The following is a 17,018-nucleotide window of genomic DNA, read 5'->3' as shown; positions in this document are numbered from 1 at the left end:
TGAGCCCCGATCCATTCTGATTGCTCAGCCAACTGGTTGCCAACGCTGGTGTGCGATCCAGCGGAAGCTTCATCTGTCAGCTGAGGACTGTTCCTGCCCTGGATCACCCTCCCAGGCCTGCCGCCAACGGCGGTCCTCTTCATCCCATTCCTTGTTCCGGCGCTTGGCAATCTTCCAGGCATCGAGGGCCTCCTGCCTGCTGTGGTAGGGGCCCATCCGCCTGTCCTGCGGAGACAGCTTGCCCTGCTCGGGTCTGCCAGTGACGGTATTGAAGTACCAGGCCGTCCGCTGCTCTTCGGAGCCCATAGCGATCACTCCCTGAAAGCGTTGGTGACGGGCAACCGCCGGTCCCGGCCGAAGGCCAGGGAGGTGACCTTGGGCCCCAGCGGGTACTGGCGCCGCTTCCACTCGGCCCGATCCACCAGCCGCATGACCGTGTCGACCGTGTCGGGATCGAAGCCGTCGGCCAGAAGGTCGGCCCGACCATGCGCATGCTCGATGTATGCCTCAAGGACCTTGTCGAGCAGGCTGTAGTCTGGCAGGGAATCAGAGTCTTTTTGCCCTTGGCGCAGCTCGGCCGAGGGAGGCTTGACGATGGAATTGACCGGGATGGGCTCACGCTCACCCCTTGCCTGGGCCTCAGCGTTGCGCCAGCGGGCCAGCTGCCAGACACGGGTCTTGAGCAGATCCTTGATGGGTGCGTAGCCGCCGACCGCATCGCCATAGATCGTTGAATAGCCGCAAGCCAGCTCGGACTTGTTTCCGGTGGCCAGGGCCAGAAGCCCCTCGGCATTCGCGTAGGCCATGACAATGACGCCGCGTATCCGGGCCTGCAGATTCTCTTCCGCTACCCCTTCCAGATGCAACTGCCCTTGGAAGGCATCAAATTCCGGGCCTATGGCTTGGACCACGTAACGCACGCCCAAACGCTGGGCCAGGTCGGCAGCATCATCCCGGGAACCTTCCGAAGAATAACGGCTGGGCATGGAGATGCCGCGTACATGCTCCCCCCCGCAGGCATCGGCGGCCATGGTGGCCACCAGGGCCGAGTCGATTCCGCCTGACAGCCCCAGGCAGACGCCCGTAAAGTGGTTCTTGGCCATATAGTCTTTCAGCCCCAACACGCAGGCCCTATAGACCTCCTCATCCCCGGGCATCTCTTCGGCCATGCATGACTCACTGGGCAGTGGGCGCTCCCCTGGTGCAGGAAGGGTCCAAGTAGACAGATCCTGGACGAATCTAGGCGAGCGCTCCAGCAAGGTGCCATCCTGGTTCACCACGAAACTGCCGCCGTCAAAGACCAGATCGTCCTGCCCGCCCACCTGGTTCAGGTAGAGCAGAGGCGCACCGACCTGCTTGGCCCGGCGAGCCGCTAACTCGTAGCGGACATGCCCCTTGCCCTCCTCGAAGGGAGAGCCATTAATGGTCACCAGGAGGTCAATGCCCCTGCCAGCCAGGTCGCTGATGGGATCGCCCTCCTGCCAGATGTCCTCGCAGATGGCCAGCCCTATCCGGTGCCCCTGCACCTCCAGGACCACAGTCCTATCCCCCGGGGTAAAAATCCTGTATTCGTCAAAGACCCCGTAGTTGGGCAGGAAGTGCTTGTCGTAGCCGGCCTCGACCCGCCCCTGATGCAGGACCACCAGCCGATTGCGGGGCCTGTCCTGATCCGTATCAGTGCCCACGGTCCCCACGATCACATACAGATGGCCCAGACCCTGCTCGTCCAGCTCCTTGGCCAGGCGGTCGGCCCTAGACCAGGCGGCCCTACGAAAGCTGGCACGAAATGCCAGGTCCTCGATTGGGTAACCGGTCAGGCTCATCTCGGGAAAGACTACCAGGGTCGCTCCCTGCTCGGCTGCCTTTCGGGAGTAGTCCATAATAATGTCGGCGTTGCCGTCAAGATCGCCCACACAGGTGTCGATCTGAGCCAGAGCCACCAGCAGATCGCCATCCCGCCGCGGCTGTTCCTCTTGTTTGACCATACCAATGATTCTAAACCGTGCCTGGGCCTGCTGACCGGCAGACAATCCCAAAAAACCGAGGCAAAGAAGCAGGGTGCGGATGCCTCAGACCTTATCGGCCCCAGCCTTGCGAGCAGCCCGACGCACCAGCACCGAGGCGACCAGTCCCAGGAGAAGCAACAGAACTGCAAAGCCCATGGCCCACTGAGCGCCTTGAGTGAATCCCTCAGTCAAGGCATTGGTCACTTGAGGACCCAAGGCTCCCAGTCGGCCCCGGGTGCCTTGAGCTCGCATGCCGACGATGGCATTACCTGCAGAGGACTGAACCGATCTGACCAGGCCATCGGCGATCTGCACTGAAATCCCCTTGAGGGCCGTCAGATGTCTTGGCAGCACCAGACTCAGAGCCAGGGAAAGGGCGGAACCGGAAACTGCAGCGCCCAGGGCAGTCCCCCACTGACGAATGGTGGACTGGGTGGCTGAAGCCTGGCCGGACTGGGATACCGGAACACCGGACAGCACCAGACTGGTCAGCTGTGCCGAGGCAAAGCCCAGACCAGCACCGTAGATAATCAGAGTCAGGGTCATGGGCCAAACTGGCACCGACCCACGCATGAGCAGAATGGACAGGGCCACGCCGACGATTTCCATCAGCAGGCCCGTCTGCACCGTGCCTCCAGCTCCCAGCCGGGCTGAGACCACTCGAGCCAGACCCCCCGAAACAACTGACCCCAGGGCCATGACGCCCAGGATGGATCCTGCCCCCAGGGGACTCAGGCCTCTGGCGTTGATCAGGTAGAGAGGCAGGATGAACATGACCGCGAACTGACCGGCGTTGACGATGGCGGCCGTCAGGTTGCCCCAGCCGAAGGTGCCAATGGCGAACATGGACACGTCCAGGATGACCATCTTGCCCTTTCGTGCCCTGGCCAGCTCGGTCAGCGCAAAGGCGGCCAACAGGACCAATCCGAGGATCAGACTGACCGGAACCGGCGACAGGGGCACTGCTGCAGACCAGTGCAGTGGGCCCAGTTCAAATGCGGCACGCGGATGCCACCAGCCGTAGGTCTGCCCCTCGATCAGCGCAAAGACCACCAGGGCCGACCCTAGAGCCGAAAGAAGTATGCCCTTCCAGTCGGCAAGCATTCCCCACCGGTCACCAGTCTGCCGGGGAGCGGACTTGGTCTCGGGCACAAAGACTGCGCTGGTCACGAGAACGATCAGTCCCAGAGGCAGATTGACCAGGAAGATCCACCGCCATCCGATGGTGCTGGTGAAGACCCCGCCCAGGAAGGGACCGACCGCCGCAGCGGATGACATGACGGCCCCCCAGATGCCGAATGCAGTGGCCCGGTGACGACCCCGGAAGGTGGCGGAAACGGTGGACAAGGTGGAAGGCATGACCAGGGAGCCGCCGATTCCCTGAACAAGCCGGGCTAGAAGCAGCATTGTGCCGGAGGAGGCCGATGCAGCGAAGATGGAACCCAACACAAAGATGACCGTACCCACCTGCAGGATCCGCTTGCGTCCGATCATGTCCCCCAAACGACCGGAAGGCAGGAGCAGGGCCGCCAGGACGATGCTGTAGAGAGCGGTCACCCATTGAGCTTGAGCCAAGTTGATGTGGATGGCAGCGATGATGGAAGGAATGGAGACGTTGACAATGGACGAATCCAGCACAATCATGGCCAGACCCAGGGCCAACACCCAGAGGGCACGCCAGGGCGGTGTCGTCTCCTGAGAACCCTGGCTGCCTTTCATACTGCCTTTCTTCACGTCTATGCTTGCCGATCCATTCATCAGATCTCCCCCCTCGCCCTGGTCTGCGAATTTTTTGCGACTATACGTCGCGAAAATCCATCTGGCAAGTTCACTCAGCGCGGACAAGCCGCACGCTAAAGAGACCCTTACGGCTTGGCTCTGCTGTAAATAGGCCATATCATATGCCCCATGACCGGCTGAGCTTGATTCATCGTCGCTGCAACCAGGAGGCCGAACCAAGGAGGACCATGCCCAGGATCCACGAATCCACGCTCCAGGAACACCGCGCCAAAACACTAGACCAGATCATTGCCGCCGCCGAGGCCATCCTGCGCACCGGCGGACGCGACCGGCTGACCATGGCTGAGGTGGCCCGACGCACCAATCTGGCCCGGAACTCCCTCTACCGCTATGCCCGGGATGCCGACCAGCTCTGCGACATGGTCATGGAACGGCACCTGCCCGACTGGGGTCAGGCCCTGGACCAAGCCTTGGGCAGGACAGACGACCCGCGCCGGACAGTCGAGATTTGGACCCGCACCAATCTGGAACAAGCCGGGCTGCACGGACATGGTTGGCTGATGAACCTCTATGCCGAGCAGCACGACGAACAGTTACGCCAGACCCTGATCTACGGCAATCCCTCCAACCCCCAGGAGCCCGTCCCAAGGAGCGATCGACCCACGGACCGGCAGGCCCAAGCCCTTCTGGACTTCCACCGGCAGGTCAACCAGCCGCTGATCCAGGCATGGGCAGCCCTGCGGCCAACAGATCCTGCCATGGGCGTGGAAGTGACACGTGGCATCGTCCAATCCGGCATGCGACTGATCGATGCTCTGGACCAGGATCTAGCGCCCGAACAGCGGCAGGAACGGCTGACCATCATCATTGAAAAAGTGACCGCCTGCGCCAAGGCCGTCATCGCCACACTGACGGAAGGACCTACATGCGCCTGATCGGCAACATCTGCTGGCTGCTGCTGGGAGGACTGGCCATTGCACTGGCCTGGACCCTGATGGGCATCGTGCTCTGCCTGACGGTGGTGGGTATCCCCCTGGGTGTCCAGGCCTTCAAGATGGCCAGACTCACCCTGACCCCATTTGGCCGACAGGTCATCTACGGAGGCGGGCTGGGATCCTGGCTGGCCAACCTGCTCTGGATCATCCTGGGTGGCTGGTGGCTGGCTCTGGCCTATCTGGCGGCCGGACTGGTCACCATGCTGACCGTGGTGGGCATACCATTCGGCCTGCAGGCCTTCAAGATGGCCCGCCTGGCCCTGATGCCTTTTGGATCCTCGGTGCGCGTCGCCGTCTTATGAAAGGATTGGGGATATGAGCAAAGTCATCATGCATACCTCAGAAGGCGACATTCGCCTGGACCTCTTTGACGATAAGGCCCCGGAAACCGTAGCTAACTTCCTGGATCTGGCCGCCGGCCACAAGGACTGGACCGACCCTGAGACGGGCCAGAAGCGTCAGGATCCTTTCTATGACGGGCTGACCTTCCACCGGATCATCAAGGACTTCATGATCCAGGGCGGCTGCCCGCTGGGCACCGGCACAGGCGGCCCCGGCTACGAATTCGACGATGAGATCGACCCCTCTCTGACCTTTGAGGAACCCTACAAGCTGGCCATGGCCAATGCAGGGTTGCGCCGGGACCCCGCCACCGGAAAGACCCATGGCACCAACGGATCACAGTTCTTCATCACCACCGTTCCCACCCCCTGGCTGAACGGGCACCACACTATCTTCGGCCAGGTTGCCGATGAGGATTCCCGGCAGGTGGTCGACAAGCTAGATGCCGTGGCCACCGACTCGGGCGACCGTCCCCTTGAGCCGGTCTTCATCAACAGCGTCGAAGTCCTCTGAGCCGTGTCGGGGATGGTTTCGAAAAAGACACCCAGCAGATTCCAGCCCGGCACACACAGCTACACCATGTCCCGAATCAGGGGCACAGAAACATCAATAGAACGCCAGGTCCGGTCCTACCTCTTCTCGCGCGGTCTGCGGTTCCGCAAGAACGACAAGAGGTATCCGGGCCATCCTGATGTGGTTCTGCCCAAGTGGCGGGCCATGGTATTCGTCAATGGCTGTTTCTGGCACATGCATCAGGGCTGTGCCAAATTCTCCCTTCCCAAATCCAATGTGGAGTTTTGGACCACAAAGCTGACAAGGAACCGTCTGCGGGATCAGGAGCAGGGCGATAAGCTGAAAGCCATGGGCTGGCGGGTTTTCACCGTCTGGGAGTGCGAGCTGGATGCACGTCATGCCCAAGAAACCCTGCAGAAATTGTATGAGGCCATCACAGCAGATGGCCATTCGAACGAAGGAGTCAAGGATGAGCAGATTGAACGGCAAACGACAAGAGGCTGAGCAGAAGGGAATGCGGGTCAACTTCGCCATTCTCGGCGCTGGAAGTATAGCCAACGCCCTAGCCAAAACGGTGGTCATGATGGCCCAAGATCCGCAGTACAGCCACCTGGTGGCCCCCTATGCTGTGGCCGCCAGGGACGGGGATCGTGCAGCCGACTTCGCCAAAAAATATGGATTCCAGCATTCCTATGGCTCCTACCAGGAACTCCTGGATGATCCCCAGGTGGATCTGGTCTACATCGCCACGCCTCACAGCCTCCACGCCGAGCAGGCCATCGCCTGCATGAAGGCCGGGAAGAACGTGCTGGTTGAGAAGTCCTTCACCGCTAACGCCGACCAAGCCAGGCAGGTCATGGAGACATCCGAGAGCACCGGCCTGCTCTGCACCGAGGCCATCTGGACCAGGTACATGCCCTCGCGCTCCATCATCGACGATGTCATCTCCTCGGGAGAAATAGGCACCGTCAAAACCGTGACCGCCAACCTGGGATATGTAACCGTGGGCAAGGCCAGAATGACCGATCCCGCCCTGGCCGGTGGCGTCCTGCTCGACGCGGGTGTCTACCCTCTCAACTTCATCGACATGGTCATGGGACCCAAGCCCATCGAACGGGTCTGCACGGATTGGGTCCGCAGCCCGGAGGGTGTGGACAGCCAGAACTCCACAACCATTTTCTACCAGGATGGATCCATGGGAGCAGCAACCAGCTCCATGGTCTCAGTCAGCGACCGGACCGGCCGCATCTGGGGAGACCAGGGTTACCTGCAGTGTGCCAATATCAACAATGTGGAGTCCATCGACCTGTACGACGAGGACCATAAATTGAGGAAGAGCTACCCCATCCCCGACCAGCTGACCGGTTATGAGTACGAGGTGGCCAGCGCCGCACAGGCCATCCTGGACGGCAAGACCGAGTGCGCCCAGATGCCCCACAAAGACACGCTGCGCATCATGGAGCTCATGGACTCCCTGCGCCGCCAGTGGGGATTGGTCTTCCCCTTCGAATCATGAACTAGCACACAGGCCGCTTCAATGATGGAATCATCCCTCCAGAAGGAGTCTTTGCCAATGAGGAGGAGGATGCAGGCAGACTTGGCCTATTTGATGCGGCGGACCTTGCCATGCTCGACCAGGTAGGCACGCCGGGCAAGATCGATCATGGGCAGGTCGAAGGCCGAATCGGTGTAGAAGGCGTCAATAGCCGCCTCCTGGCCCAGGGTCCGCTGAAAGTGCAGGGGCTTGTCAGGTCCGAAGTTGAGGTAGCCCACGGTCAGGGACTCCAAATCCAGAGTGGAGCCGATGCAGTGGTTGATGCCCAGTCGTCGGCAGGCCTCCCCGGCCACCAGATCGAATGAGGCGGTCACCACCACGTCGTCGGCCTGGGGGGTGTACCAATCCATGATTTTGTGCATGTTGGCATCCCAGAACTGGCTGACCAGCCGGTCCATGTCAAAGCCGGGACGCGAGGTCAACCGTCGCAGGTAGCGCGAGCCCACCCGACGCATGGCCGAATCCAGCTGCTCCAGGGTGACCCGGCCCAAGCGGTAGCGGACGGCATAGAAGAGGGCAACCGGCAGGTAGTGCAGCACCCGCGGATCCTTGCGGGCAGTGAACAGGTAGAAGTCAAGCAAACTCTCGCCATCGTAGATGGTGCCGTCGAAGTCCAGTACCCGCATGCCAGCCCTTTCCAGATTAGGTCGCGAAAAGAGAACATTTTAGCATACCGTGGAGCAACGACGGTGATAGTCCCCGACCTTGGACGAGCAAAGGGGCAATTCCTTTTCACCCAAGAGCCTGAGGTAGACAGAAAGTTCCTGGATGATCGACTGGTACAGACATCAAGTAGGGGCAGCCTGGGGAATTATGATGCGCCTGGCCTCTGTTCCGATTGTGGACCATCCCCATGGTGTCGACGGTATTGATATGATGAAAAATGCGTCGTCCATGCTAGGCCGAGGCTAGGGAGTTGCCGGGAATAGGCCTGGAAGGGGAACGGCGCCGAAGGGGTCCATGCGGTTATCGGGTTAACCATGCCCGCAGAATTCTTCGATCTTCCTTACCAGCTAGGGGGCAGCAGCGATGTTAAAGAAGAGCCACTACCACAACCTGAGCAGCTGCATAGCCGGAATCTATCGGCATGCACGCAACGATGCCAGCCGCTATACAGGCGACTCCACCTTGCGGGGCACCCAGGGTGATCTGATTGTATACCTCTATGATCATCCAGGCCTCAGCCAGCGCCAGATAGCCCGGGACCTGTGCGTGGATCCCAGTCTGCTGGCTCGGGATCTCAAGGCTTTGAAAGCCCAGGGCCTGGTCAGCCGTGAACAGAACCCCGCTGATCACCGAGTCAATATCATCGCCCTGACCAGGTCAGGCGCAGATATGGCTCGCAAGAGGATCAGGTTGGTCAACAATTGGTGGATTGACCTGTTCAAGCAGAATCCCGACATCGACCCCGAGACCTTTCAAACCGAGTTACGTTGCGTCTACAACCGGCTGCTGGCTAACCAGCTCTGATCTCTCTTCCTGAGAAAGGATTAATACTGAGAAAAGGACCTGGCCGATCCCTTGACCGCCCGTCGACGGTACCAGGCTCATGCCAGGCCTTTTACCTGTTATATCCTTTACGCCCTTGGATCGGCCCTATCAGCCCACCGAACGGCCGGACGTCTCCCAGCCCATCAGGCCCACAACCAGCATGGAGGCCAGGGCCACCAGGCTGATGGTGACAAATATTGAAGTGCTCCCCCACCGGCTGAGCATGGCTCCAATGAGCACGGGCATGAGCACATTGCAGAGCTTGGCAACGGCATTGGCAATGCCTACGCAACGGAAGCGGACAGTGGTCGGGAAAAGCTCGGGCGCATAGACCGCCACCACCGAAGACATGAGGACATAGAGGCTGGCCATAAGCAGGATGCCCACCAGAATGGCTGTGACCTGGCTGGTCTGCGCGGCATAGAGCAGACCGAAGACCGCCGTCAGCAGGAAGGCTGTGACGATGATCCGCTTGCGGCCAATCCGGTCCAGAAGCAGGGATCCAATCAGGCAGCCCAGAGGGGCACCCAGCATCATCAGAGTGCTGATCCACAGGGATCCGCTCAAATCAATACCCCGCTTGAGCAGGATGGTGGGCACCCAGGAGGTGAAAGCGTAGGAGCAGACGTTAGTGGCTGAAACTGCCACAGTTGCCACAATCAGGCCACGGACAACGCTACCCGATGCCTTGGCAGGTACCTCATCCCCCTCATTTTTTCCGGCGAGGGCGGAACCACTGACAGTGCCAGATTCTGACTCTTCCCGACCGTTATCGGCCTCCAGAAGTTCAACCACCTGGGTGGCCTCGGCCATCCGCGCATGCAAGGCAAGCCAGCGAGGAGACTCAGGGATGTCACGCCGCAGGTACCAGATCAGCGCAGCTGCCAAGCCAATGCCCACAAAGAGCGGCCTCCATGACCAGCGGGGAATAATCCAGGCGCACAGGAGCATGGCCAGGGGGACTCCGGTGTTAGCCACGAGCGAGACGATGGCGCTCCAGCGGCCGCGGTGCTTGATGGGAGCGAATTCGTTGACCATGGAGAAGCCGGTGACAATCTCGGCGCCCAGCCCCAAGCCGGCCCCTAGACGGCAGACCGAAAGGACGGCCATGTTCGGTGCCAGAGCGCCCAGCAGGGTAAAGCCTCCGAAGAGCAACAGGTTGATCTGATAGGCGGTCTTGCGTCCACGCAGGTCTCCGATAAACCCGGCCAGCAGCGAACCCACCAGGAGCCCTAGGAAGCCGGCCGACAGGAAGAGGGAATTTTGGGCGACCGTGGACCATCCGGTGCTCAAGGCCGAACTGGCTACTGCGCTGCCCACATAGACATCGATGCTGTCCATGAGCATTCCCGCAGCCACCAGGGCCACGATCTTGTAAAAAGTAGCCGATTCACGAGCATTGTCTACTCGCCGGGTAATCTCGCGGACCGCCAGGTCGTCCTCGGCCACACCGAGACCCTTTGATTGTTCGGATATGTCTGCTTTGTCAATGACCGCTGTCGACATCGTCACCCTCGCGCCCGTGCATGAGGCAGGCAAACCCCATGCGTCCATGCCAGGCCTGCCGACGACGACAGACTCCTTGTGGGAGCGTGGCGACCGTCAATATGGAAGGCCTGGACCCTGCGGCGTTTCGGTCATTGTGTGGCTGCTCAACGTCTATTGGGTGTTTAGTATAGGAGTCTCGGCGGTCATTGCCTAGACCCGGCGTTTCCCTCCGGTCCGGCGGCCCTGTCCAGGATGGCCCTGATGGCCTCCAGCCGGGGACCCAGCTGGCGCTCATAGCCCCGATTATTCGGGTGGTAATAGCGTCGTCCGACCAGTTCGTCCGGCATGTACTGCTGGGGTGCCACTGCGTCCGGTGCATCGTGGGCATACTGGTAGCCTTCGTGGTTGCCCCAGGCCTTCATCAGCTTGGTGGGAGCGTTGCGCAGATGAAGGGGAACCTGACCGATATGCCCGGCGTCCACGTCTTCCAGGGCCTGGTTGATGGCCAGGTAGGATGCGTTGGACTTGGGTGCGGTAGCCACGGCGATAACTGCCTCGGCCAGGATCAGGCGGGCCTCAGGCATGCCCACCATGGCCACCGCCTGAGCAGCTGCGACCGTGATCTCCAACACCTCCGGAGAAGCCATGCCTACCTCCTCGGCAGAGGCGATCATGATTCGTCGGGCGATGAAGCGCGGATCCTCGCCAGCCCGGATCATCCGAGCCAGGTAGTGCAGGGCTGCATCCACGTCGGAACCCCTCATTGACTTGATGAAGGCCGATGCCACGTCGTAGTGATCGTCACCCTTCTTGTCATAGCGGACAGAGGCCACGTCCATGACCGAGGAGACCACCTTGGCATTGATCAGCGGCCGACGCGCCCCCTTGGCACGAGGCCCGTCCTCGGTGACAGCTCCCGCTGCAGCCTCCAAAATGGTCAGAGCACGACGGGCATCACCTCCGGAAAAACGCACGATCTGGTCCAAAGCCTCTGGATCCAGTCTTACCTGATCCTTGAGCCCCCGCTGGTCCTTGACAGCCCTGCGGACCAGCTTGGCCAGGTCCTGATCGTCCAAGGCCTCCAGCTTGACCACCACCGAGCGCGAAAGCAGGGGCGAGATGACCGAAAAGCTGGGATTCTCCGTGGTGGCTGCGATAAAAGTCACATCCCGGTTCTCTACGCTGGGCAGCAGTGCATCCTGCTGCGACTTGGAAAAACGGTGGACCTCATCGATGAAGAGGACCGTTTCCTGCCCCTGACTGACCAGCCGTTCCCGAGCCTGGGCGAGGACCTGCCGCACCTCCTTGACACCCGAGGTGACGGCCGAAAGCTCCTCGAAATGCCGTCCGGACTGTCGGGCGACAATGTAGGCCAGGGTGGTCTTGCCCACCCCAGGAGGACCGAAAAGAATGACCGAGCTGGGAGCCGTCAGACGGTTGTTCGGATCCGACCGGGCCAGCCGCTCCAAGGGGGTACCGGGAGCCGTGACCTTATCCTGGCCGACCACCTCGTCCAGGCTTCTGGGCCGCATCCTGACCGCCAAAGGCAAAGTGTGCTCCTCGGGGGGGTCCGCCGCCTGGAAGAGATCATCAACCATCTGCAATACCTCATTCCTCGGGGCTCCTATGGCTCCCCGCCCTCACCAGCATAGGCCTGCGTCTGCCGCAAATAGAAAGACGAACGCGCTAGACTGGGAACCCATATGGCCGTATCGCCCAGCGCGTAGTTGGGTCCTGGAAACACGGTATGTGTACAGTTTACTGGTCATCAGCCTGGATATCTTCAGGAAGGCCATAGGCAGCAGCAAGGCCTGCCGCCTCAAAAAACCAGGACCGGCACAGTCGGAACAATAAGGAGAATCGCCAGTGATCGCCAAGCATGTTCGCCAGGGATGGACATCGGGTCCAGGCAGGTGGGCCATCGGCCTGCTCGCCCTGGTCCTGGGGCTCTCAGCCCTGATCGTCGCCCCCCTGGCCACGCCGGCGCAGGCGGCCGAGGACTCTCCCGCCGCCCAAGCGGTCCAAGGACGCACCTTCCGTGTCGCCACCGATACCACCTTCGCCCCCTTTGAATTCAGGGACTCCTCCGGCAAGCTGGTCGGCATCGATATGGATCTGATCCGCAAGATCGCCGACATCGAGGGGTTCTCGGTGCAGATTCAGTCCCTGGGCTTCAACGCCGCCCTTCAAGCCTTGAACTCCCAGCAGGCCGATGTGGTCATAGCCGGTATGACCATCACCGACCAGCGCAAGCAGGTCTACGACTTCACCGACCCCTATTTCGACTCCGGCGTGCAGATGGCCATCGCCAAGGACAACGACCAGATCCACAGCTACAAGGATCTGCAAGGCAGCGTGGTGGCCGTCAAGACGGGCAGCGAGGGCGAGGCCTTCGCCAAGCAGCGTGCGGCCCAGTACGGTTTCACGGTCAAGGCGGTGGACCAGTCCTCCACCATGTATGAGATGGTCAAGTCCGGCAATGCCCAGGCGGTCATCGACGACTACCCGGTCCTGGCCTACGGCATCGCCCAGGGCAACGGGCTGAAGACCGTGACCAAGAAGGAGCCTGGCGCCTCCTACGGAGCGGCCGTCCGCAAGGGCGAGAACAAGGAATTCGTGGCCGCCTTCAACGAAGGCCTGGCCAAGATGAAGGCGGACGGCAGCTATAAGAAGCTGGTCGACTCCTATGTAGGCAACAGCAATTCTGACAAGAAGGCCTCCGTCACCCGGCCAGGATTCTTCGGACTGGTCCGCCAAGCATTCCCCTCCCTGATGCTGGGCCTGCGCAACACCCTGGCCATCACGGCCATATCTTTCGTCATCGCCCTGGCCATCGGCGTCATCCTGGGACTGTGGCGGATCAGCCCCAACCGGATCCTGTCCTGGATTGCCCGCATCTACGTAGCTGTCTTCAGGGGCACACCCGTCCTGGTCTGGGCCTTCTTCTTCTACCTGGGCGTTCCCCAGCTGATCGGCCACCGCATCAGCATCTGGCTGGCCGGCGCGCTGACCCTGTCCCTGAACTCCGGAGCCTACCTGGTCGAGATCGTGCGTGGAGCCATCGACTCGGTCGACGTCGGGCAGATGGAGGGGGCCCGCAGCCTGGGCCTGACCCGTCGCATGGCCTTGCGCCGGGTCATCCTGCCCCAGGCCGTCAGAATTGCCACGCCATCCATCATCAACCAGCTGGTCATCATGCTCAAGGATTCCTCGCTGCTGCTGGCCATCGGCTTCGGCGAACTGCTCTACCAGGCCCAACAGATCTACGCGGCCAACTTCCGCGTGACCGAAACCCTGTTCATGGTGGGCGTCATCTACTTCGTCGCCATCAGCGCCCTGACCTGGATGGCCAATATGCTCGATAGGAGGCTGCATCGATGAACTTCGAGGACCCGGACATGGACACCGGACGACTGACCCGTCGCATCCGTCAGAACCAAAGTCACCGCAACCAGGGAGAGTCCCAGGCGGCCGTATCCATCCGCGACCTGCACAAGCGCTACGGCGACACCGAGGTCCTCAAGGGGATCGACATGGAGGTCAAGCCTGGAGAGGTCATCTCCATCATCGGCCCCTCGGGCGCGGGCAAGTCCACCCTGCTGCGCTGCATCAACGCCCTGGAGATACCGACCTCGGGCACCATCAGCGTCTATGGAATCGACATTTCCGATCCAAAGACCGACATCGACAAGCTGCGCGAACACGTGGGCATGGTATTCCAGCACTTCAACCTCTTCCCCAACATGAGCGTGGCCGAAAACATCATGCTGGCCCCCCACATGCTGCACAAGACGCCCAAGGAGGATGCCCGGCAGCAGGCCCTGGACCTGCTGGAGACCGTAGGGCTTCAGGAGAAGGCTGACGCGCGGCCCACGGATTTGTCAGGCGGGCAGCAGCAGCGTGTGGCCATCGCCCGCGCCCTGGCCATGCAACCCGACATCATGCTCTTCGACGAGGCCACCTCGGCCCTGGATCCGGAGATGGTGGGTGACGTGCTTCAAGTGATCCGCTCCCTGGCCGAGGGCGGCATGACCATGATTCTGGTCACCCACGAGATGGCCTTCGCCCGGGAGGTCTCCTCCAGGGTGATCTTCACCGATGCCGGGATCATCGAGGAGGAGGGCACGCCCGAGCAGATCTTCGGCCACCCGCAGAGCCCTCGGCTGCAGTCCTTCCTCTCCAAGGTCCTGTAAGGACCGGGGTCTAAAGGTCCATCAGCTCCTCGATGGGACCCACCCGGTACTCCTTGAAGACCACCTGGCCGCTCTCCTGGGTGGCATCCAGGTCCACGATGCCGGCGATGCCCCAGTCGCGCTCCCCCTCGACGTCGTCGAAGATCTGTTGGACCCGCCAGGTGTGCCCCTGGCGCTCGTCACGGTCATCCAGGCTGAAGAAGTCCGAGGACCTGGCCTGAGCATCGGTAAGTATCTGCTCATGGTCCTCGTAGAGGTCGTCCAGCGCGTCGCTCCAGGCCCGCAGGCCGTAGCCCCAGTCCGCATCCAGGTCGGCCAGGGCCTCCGGCCGGTCGGCGGCCGCCAGCTCCACCCGCTGGAACATGGCGTTGCGCACCAGCAGGGTCAGCCCACGCCGGTCCGCCACCACCTGGTTTTCCACCTTGGGCGGGGCGGCATCCAGGCCGCTTGCGGCTTCGCCGTTTTCGGCCCTTCCTGCGGCCTCCCACTCATCCACCAGGCTGGAGTCCACCGAGCGCACAATAAGTCCCAGCCAGGCCAGGATGTCCTCCAGCCGCTCATCCATGAACTCTTCGGGAACCGTCCTGCTGAGCGCCCGATAGGCATCGGACAGATAGCGCAGCAGGGTCCCCTCCGACCGGGATATTCCGTAGCGGGCGATGTAGCCGTTGAAGTCCGAGGCCGTCTCGAGCATGTCCCGCAAAACGGACTTGGGATGGATCTCATAGTCGTTGGCCCAGGGAACATCCCGGCGGTAGCGGTCGAAGGCCTCCCCCAGCAGCTCTTCCAGGGGCTTGGGCCAGGTCACCTCCTGCAGACGCTCCATCCGTTCCTCGTACTCCAGGCCGTCCACCTTCATCTGCTGGATGGCCGCGTCGCGGGCCTGCCGCTGCTGGGCCTTGAGTATCTGCCGGGGATCCTCCAGGGTGGCCTCGACCATGGAGAGCAGATTCATGTCATAGTCAGGGTCCTCGGGATCCAGCAGCTCCAGGGCGGCCAGGAGGAAGGGCGAAAGGGGCTGGTCCAGGGCGAAGTCCTCGGGCAGGTCCACGGTCGTGAAGTAGTCCAGGCCGCCGTCCGGGTTTCGTTCGGTCTCGATGACCCCGGTGTCGGTCAGGGTCTGGAAGATCTCGTCGGCCCGGTCCTGCAGATGCTCCTTCTGCTGCGGTGTCTGACGGGAGTCCTCGATCAGGTCCTCGACCCGTCTCCTGGCATCCCCGCCCTGGTCGACCTCGTTGAGCACCATGGCATGGGAGATCTTCAGGTGCGGCGTCAGGGTCTCGGGACGGGCCTCGATCAGCTTGTCGAAGGTTCCCTTGCCCCAGGTTACGAACCCCTCCTGTGGCTTCTTGCGTTTGATCCGCTTGAGCTTCTTGGGGTCGTTGCCAGCCTTGGCCACGGCCCTGGCGTTCTCAATCTCGTATTCGGGGGCCTCGGCCACGACCAGCCCGCTGGTATCGAAGCCCATGCGCCCGGCCCTGCCAGCAATCTGGTGGAATTCCCGAGCCCTCAGGCGACGCATCCTGTAGCCGTCGAACTTGGTCAGTCCGGTCAGCAGGACCGTGTGGATGGGTACATTGATGCCGACCCCCAGGGTGTCCGTGCCACAGATGACCGGCAGAAGGCCATCCTGGGCCAGCTGCTCCACCAGACGCCGATACCGGGGCAGCATGCCCGCATGGTGGACCCCGACCCCGGTGCGCAGCAGCCGCTGCAGAATCCTGCCGAAGGCCGTGGTGAAGCGGGTGCCGGCCATGGCCTCCTTGATCCGGTCGCGCTGGCCCCGGTCGGAGACCCCCGTGCTGGACAGGGCCTGGGCCGTCTCCAGGGCGGCATCCTGTGAGAAGTGGACGATGTAGACCGGCGAATCCCCATCGGCCAGCAAGGACTCCACAGTGTTGGGCAATGGGGTGTCCACATAACGGTAATCCAGTGGAACCGGTCGGGGGGCGTCGGCGACGATGTCCACCCCCACCCCGGTTTTGCGCTCCAGGTCCTGGGCGATCTGATCCACGTCGCCCAGGGTGGCCGACATGAGCAGGAACTGCACATCGGGCAGGGTCAGCAGGGGCACCTGCCAGGCCCAGCCTCGGTCCGGATCCCCGTAATAGTGGAACTCATCCATGGCCACACAGCCGATATCGGCATGGCGACCCTCCCTGAGCGCCTGGTTGGCCAGGATCTCGGCAGTGCAGCAGATGACCGGGGCATCCGTGTTGATATGGGTGTCGCCGGTGATCATACCCACCCGGTCGCGACCCAGAACCGAAACCAGGTCGAAGAACTTCTCGGAGACCAGGGCCTTGATGGGAGCCGTGTAATAGGAGCGCCGCCCAGTGCACAGGGCGATGAAATGCATGGCCAGGGCCACCATGGACTTTCCCGAGCCGGTCGGGGTCGACAGAATCACATGGTCGCCAGAAACCAGGGAGAGGACAGCCTCCTCCTGATGCGGCCAGGGGGTGATGCCCCGGGAAGCCACCCAGGAGAAGAAACGGTCGTAAATCTGATCCTCGGTCAGATTGCGGGGGCCCCCCGCCTCAGGGACCAAGTCGCCCAAGGAGACTGGTTGGTCGGTTGAGGCGGTTGAGGAATCAGCATGTTCTTGGACCATGTCCACCAGTCTATCCGGCCAGGCACACAAGTACGGCCGGACACAGGCTTCGTCAACTAAGTCCAGAAACGGGAAAGCCGC

General features: G+C 61.8%; 15 protein-coding genes. 8 read left to right on the top strand and 7 right to left on the bottom strand.

What is annotated here, in order from left to right; all coding sequences use genetic code 11:
- Positions 1-69: 69 nt before the first annotated feature.
- The 3 genes from ACVWNW_RS08245 to ACVWNW_RS08235 all read right to left on the bottom strand — a co-directional run bounded on the left by ACVWNW_RS08245 (position 70) and on the right by ACVWNW_RS08235 (position 3,725).
- Positions 70-306 (bottom strand): hypothetical protein, encoded by a 237-nt coding sequence (locus ACVWNW_RS08245; protein ID WP_144176940.1) that lies wholly within the window; start codon positions 304-306, stop codon positions 70-72.
- Positions 307-311: 5 nt separating this feature from the next.
- Positions 312-1,985 (bottom strand): NAD+ synthase, encoded by a 1,674-nt coding sequence (locus ACVWNW_RS08240; RefSeq protein WP_110425141.1) that lies wholly within the window; start codon positions 1,983-1,985, stop codon positions 312-314.
- Between the two features lie 84 nt (positions 1,986-2,069).
- On the bottom strand, positions 2,070-3,725 hold the full coding sequence (locus tag ACVWNW_RS08235) for an MFS transporter (protein ID WP_461196357.1): 1,656 nt from the start codon (positions 3,723-3,725) through the stop codon (positions 2,070-2,072).
- Positions 3,726-3,907: 182 nt separating this feature from the next.
- On the opposite strand from ACVWNW_RS08235, the gene ACVWNW_RS08230 reads away from it, so the two are divergent.
- Genes ACVWNW_RS08230 through ACVWNW_RS08210 form a run of 5 tightly spaced genes read left to right on the top strand, consistent with a single transcriptional unit; the run spans position 3,908 to position 7,112 of the window.
- A complete protein-coding gene (locus ACVWNW_RS08230) occupies positions 3,908-4,681 on the top strand; it encodes a TetR/AcrR family transcriptional regulator (protein ID WP_110425139.1) in 774 nt (257 codons plus the stop codon).
- The gene (locus ACVWNW_RS08225) at positions 4,672-5,043 is read left to right on the top strand and encodes a YccF domain-containing protein (protein ID WP_110425138.1); all 372 of its coding nucleotides are present in this window, start codon (positions 4,672-4,674) and stop codon (positions 5,041-5,043) included. The genes ACVWNW_RS08230 and ACVWNW_RS08225 overlap by 10 nt, the downstream gene beginning before the upstream one ends.
- Before the next feature lie 13 nt (positions 5,044-5,056).
- Positions 5,057-5,596, top strand: coding sequence for a peptidylprolyl isomerase (locus ACVWNW_RS08220; RefSeq protein ID WP_211120363.1), 540 nt, complete (start codon positions 5,057-5,059; stop codon positions 5,594-5,596).
- Between the two features lie 12 nt (positions 5,597-5,608).
- Positions 5,609-6,100, top strand: a complete 492-nt coding sequence (locus ACVWNW_RS08215; protein ID WP_454482176.1) for a very short patch repair endonuclease — start codon at positions 5,609-5,611, stop codon at positions 6,098-6,100.
- Positions 6,066-7,112 (top strand): Gfo/Idh/MocA family protein, encoded by a 1,047-nt coding sequence (locus ACVWNW_RS08210; protein ID WP_454482174.1) that lies wholly within the window; start codon positions 6,066-6,068, stop codon positions 7,110-7,112. The genes ACVWNW_RS08215 and ACVWNW_RS08210 overlap by 35 nt, the downstream gene beginning before the upstream one ends.
- A gap of 86 nt (positions 7,113-7,198) precedes the next feature.
- Here the strand turns inward: ACVWNW_RS08210 and ACVWNW_RS08205 are convergent, their stop codons facing one another.
- Entirely contained in the window at positions 7,199-7,777 is a 579-nt protein-coding gene (locus ACVWNW_RS08205) for a haloacid dehalogenase-like hydrolase (RefSeq protein ID WP_046322806.1), read from the bottom strand.
- A 403-nt stretch (positions 7,778-8,180) separates the two neighbouring features.
- On the opposite strand from ACVWNW_RS08205, the gene ACVWNW_RS08200 reads away from it, so the two are divergent.
- The gene (locus tag ACVWNW_RS08200) at positions 8,181-8,621 is read left to right on the top strand and encodes a MarR family winged helix-turn-helix transcriptional regulator (RefSeq protein ID WP_046322805.1); all 441 of its coding nucleotides are present in this window, start codon (positions 8,181-8,183) and stop codon (positions 8,619-8,621) included.
- A 129-nt stretch (positions 8,622-8,750) separates the two neighbouring features.
- On the opposite strand, the gene ACVWNW_RS08195 is transcribed toward ACVWNW_RS08200, so the two are convergent.
- Positions 8,751-10,148 (bottom strand): MFS transporter, encoded by a 1,398-nt coding sequence (locus ACVWNW_RS08195; RefSeq protein WP_454482171.1) that lies wholly within the window; start codon positions 10,146-10,148, stop codon positions 8,751-8,753.
- Positions 10,149-10,333: 185 nt separating this feature from the next.
- On the bottom strand, positions 10,334-11,728 hold the full coding sequence (locus tag ACVWNW_RS08190; protein WP_046322803.1) for a replication-associated recombination protein A: 1,395 nt from the start codon (positions 11,726-11,728) through the stop codon (positions 10,334-10,336).
- A gap of 268 nt (positions 11,729-11,996) precedes the next feature.
- On the opposite strand from ACVWNW_RS08190, the gene ACVWNW_RS08185 reads away from it, so the two are divergent.
- Complete coding sequence (locus ACVWNW_RS08185; RefSeq protein WP_183122257.1) at positions 11,997-13,511, top strand: amino acid ABC transporter substrate-binding protein/permease; 1,515 nt, start codon at positions 11,997-11,999, stop codon at positions 13,509-13,511.
- Positions 13,508-14,323 carry an amino acid ABC transporter ATP-binding protein gene (locus tag ACVWNW_RS08180; protein ID WP_121913337.1) on the top strand — a complete coding sequence of 272 codons (816 nt, stop codon included), beginning with the start codon at positions 13,508-13,510 and terminating at the stop codon, positions 14,321-14,323. The genes ACVWNW_RS08185 and ACVWNW_RS08180 overlap by 4 nt, the downstream gene beginning before the upstream one ends.
- Before the next feature lie 10 nt (positions 14,324-14,333).
- Here the strand turns inward: ACVWNW_RS08180 and ACVWNW_RS08175 are convergent, their stop codons facing one another.
- On the bottom strand, positions 14,334-16,937 hold the full coding sequence (locus ACVWNW_RS08175; protein WP_454482168.1) for a DEAD/DEAH box helicase: 2,604 nt from the start codon (positions 16,935-16,937) through the stop codon (positions 14,334-14,336).
- Positions 16,938-17,018 lie beyond the last annotated feature (81 nt).

The sequence above is a fragment of the Bifidobacterium sp. JNUCC 75 genome (genome assembly GCF_054819865.1).
This window is presented reverse-complemented; position numbering and strand designations above follow the sequence as displayed.

Coding starts and splice junctions, on each gene's coding strand:
- ACVWNW_RS08235 (WP_461196357.1), bottom strand. CDS start 3,725: ATGAAAGGCAGCCAGGGTTCTCAGGAGACGACACCGCCCTGGCGTGCC.
- ACVWNW_RS08225 (WP_110425138.1), top strand. CDS start 4,672: ATGCGCCTGATCGGCAACATCTGCTGGCTGCTGCTGGGAGGACTGGCC.
- ACVWNW_RS08245 (WP_144176940.1), bottom strand. CDS start 306: ATGGGCTCCGAAGAGCAGCGGACGGCCTGGTACTTCAATACCGTCACT.
- ACVWNW_RS08210 (WP_454482174.1), top strand. CDS start 6,066: ATGAGCAGATTGAACGGCAAACGACAAGAGGCTGAGCAGAAGGGAATG.
- ACVWNW_RS08200 (WP_046322805.1), top strand. CDS start 8,181: ATGTTAAAGAAGAGCCACTACCACAACCTGAGCAGCTGCATAGCCGGA.
- ACVWNW_RS08175 (WP_454482168.1), bottom strand. CDS start 16,937: ATGGTCCAAGAACATGCTGATTCCTCAACCGCCTCAACCGACCAACCA.
- ACVWNW_RS08220 (WP_211120363.1), top strand. CDS start 5,057: ATGAGCAAAGTCATCATGCATACCTCAGAAGGCGACATTCGCCTGGAC.
- ACVWNW_RS08190 (WP_046322803.1), bottom strand. CDS start 11,728: ATGGTTGATGATCTCTTCCAGGCGGCGGACCCCCCCGAGGAGCACACT.
- ACVWNW_RS08180 (WP_121913337.1), top strand. CDS start 13,508: ATGAACTTCGAGGACCCGGACATGGACACCGGACGACTGACCCGTCGC.
- ACVWNW_RS08205 (WP_046322806.1), bottom strand. CDS start 7,777: ATGCGGGTACTGGACTTCGACGGCACCATCTACGATGGCGAGAGTTTG.
- ACVWNW_RS08215 (WP_454482176.1), top strand. CDS start 5,609: ATGGTTTCGAAAAAGACACCCAGCAGATTCCAGCCCGGCACACACAGC.
- ACVWNW_RS08240 (WP_110425141.1), bottom strand. CDS start 1,985: ATGGTCAAACAAGAGGAACAGCCGCGGCGGGATGGCGATCTGCTGGTG.
- ACVWNW_RS08195 (WP_454482171.1), bottom strand. CDS start 10,148: ATGTCGACAGCGGTCATTGACAAAGCAGACATATCCGAACAATCAAAG.
- ACVWNW_RS08230 (WP_110425139.1), top strand. CDS start 3,908: ATGCCCCATGACCGGCTGAGCTTGATTCATCGTCGCTGCAACCAGGAG.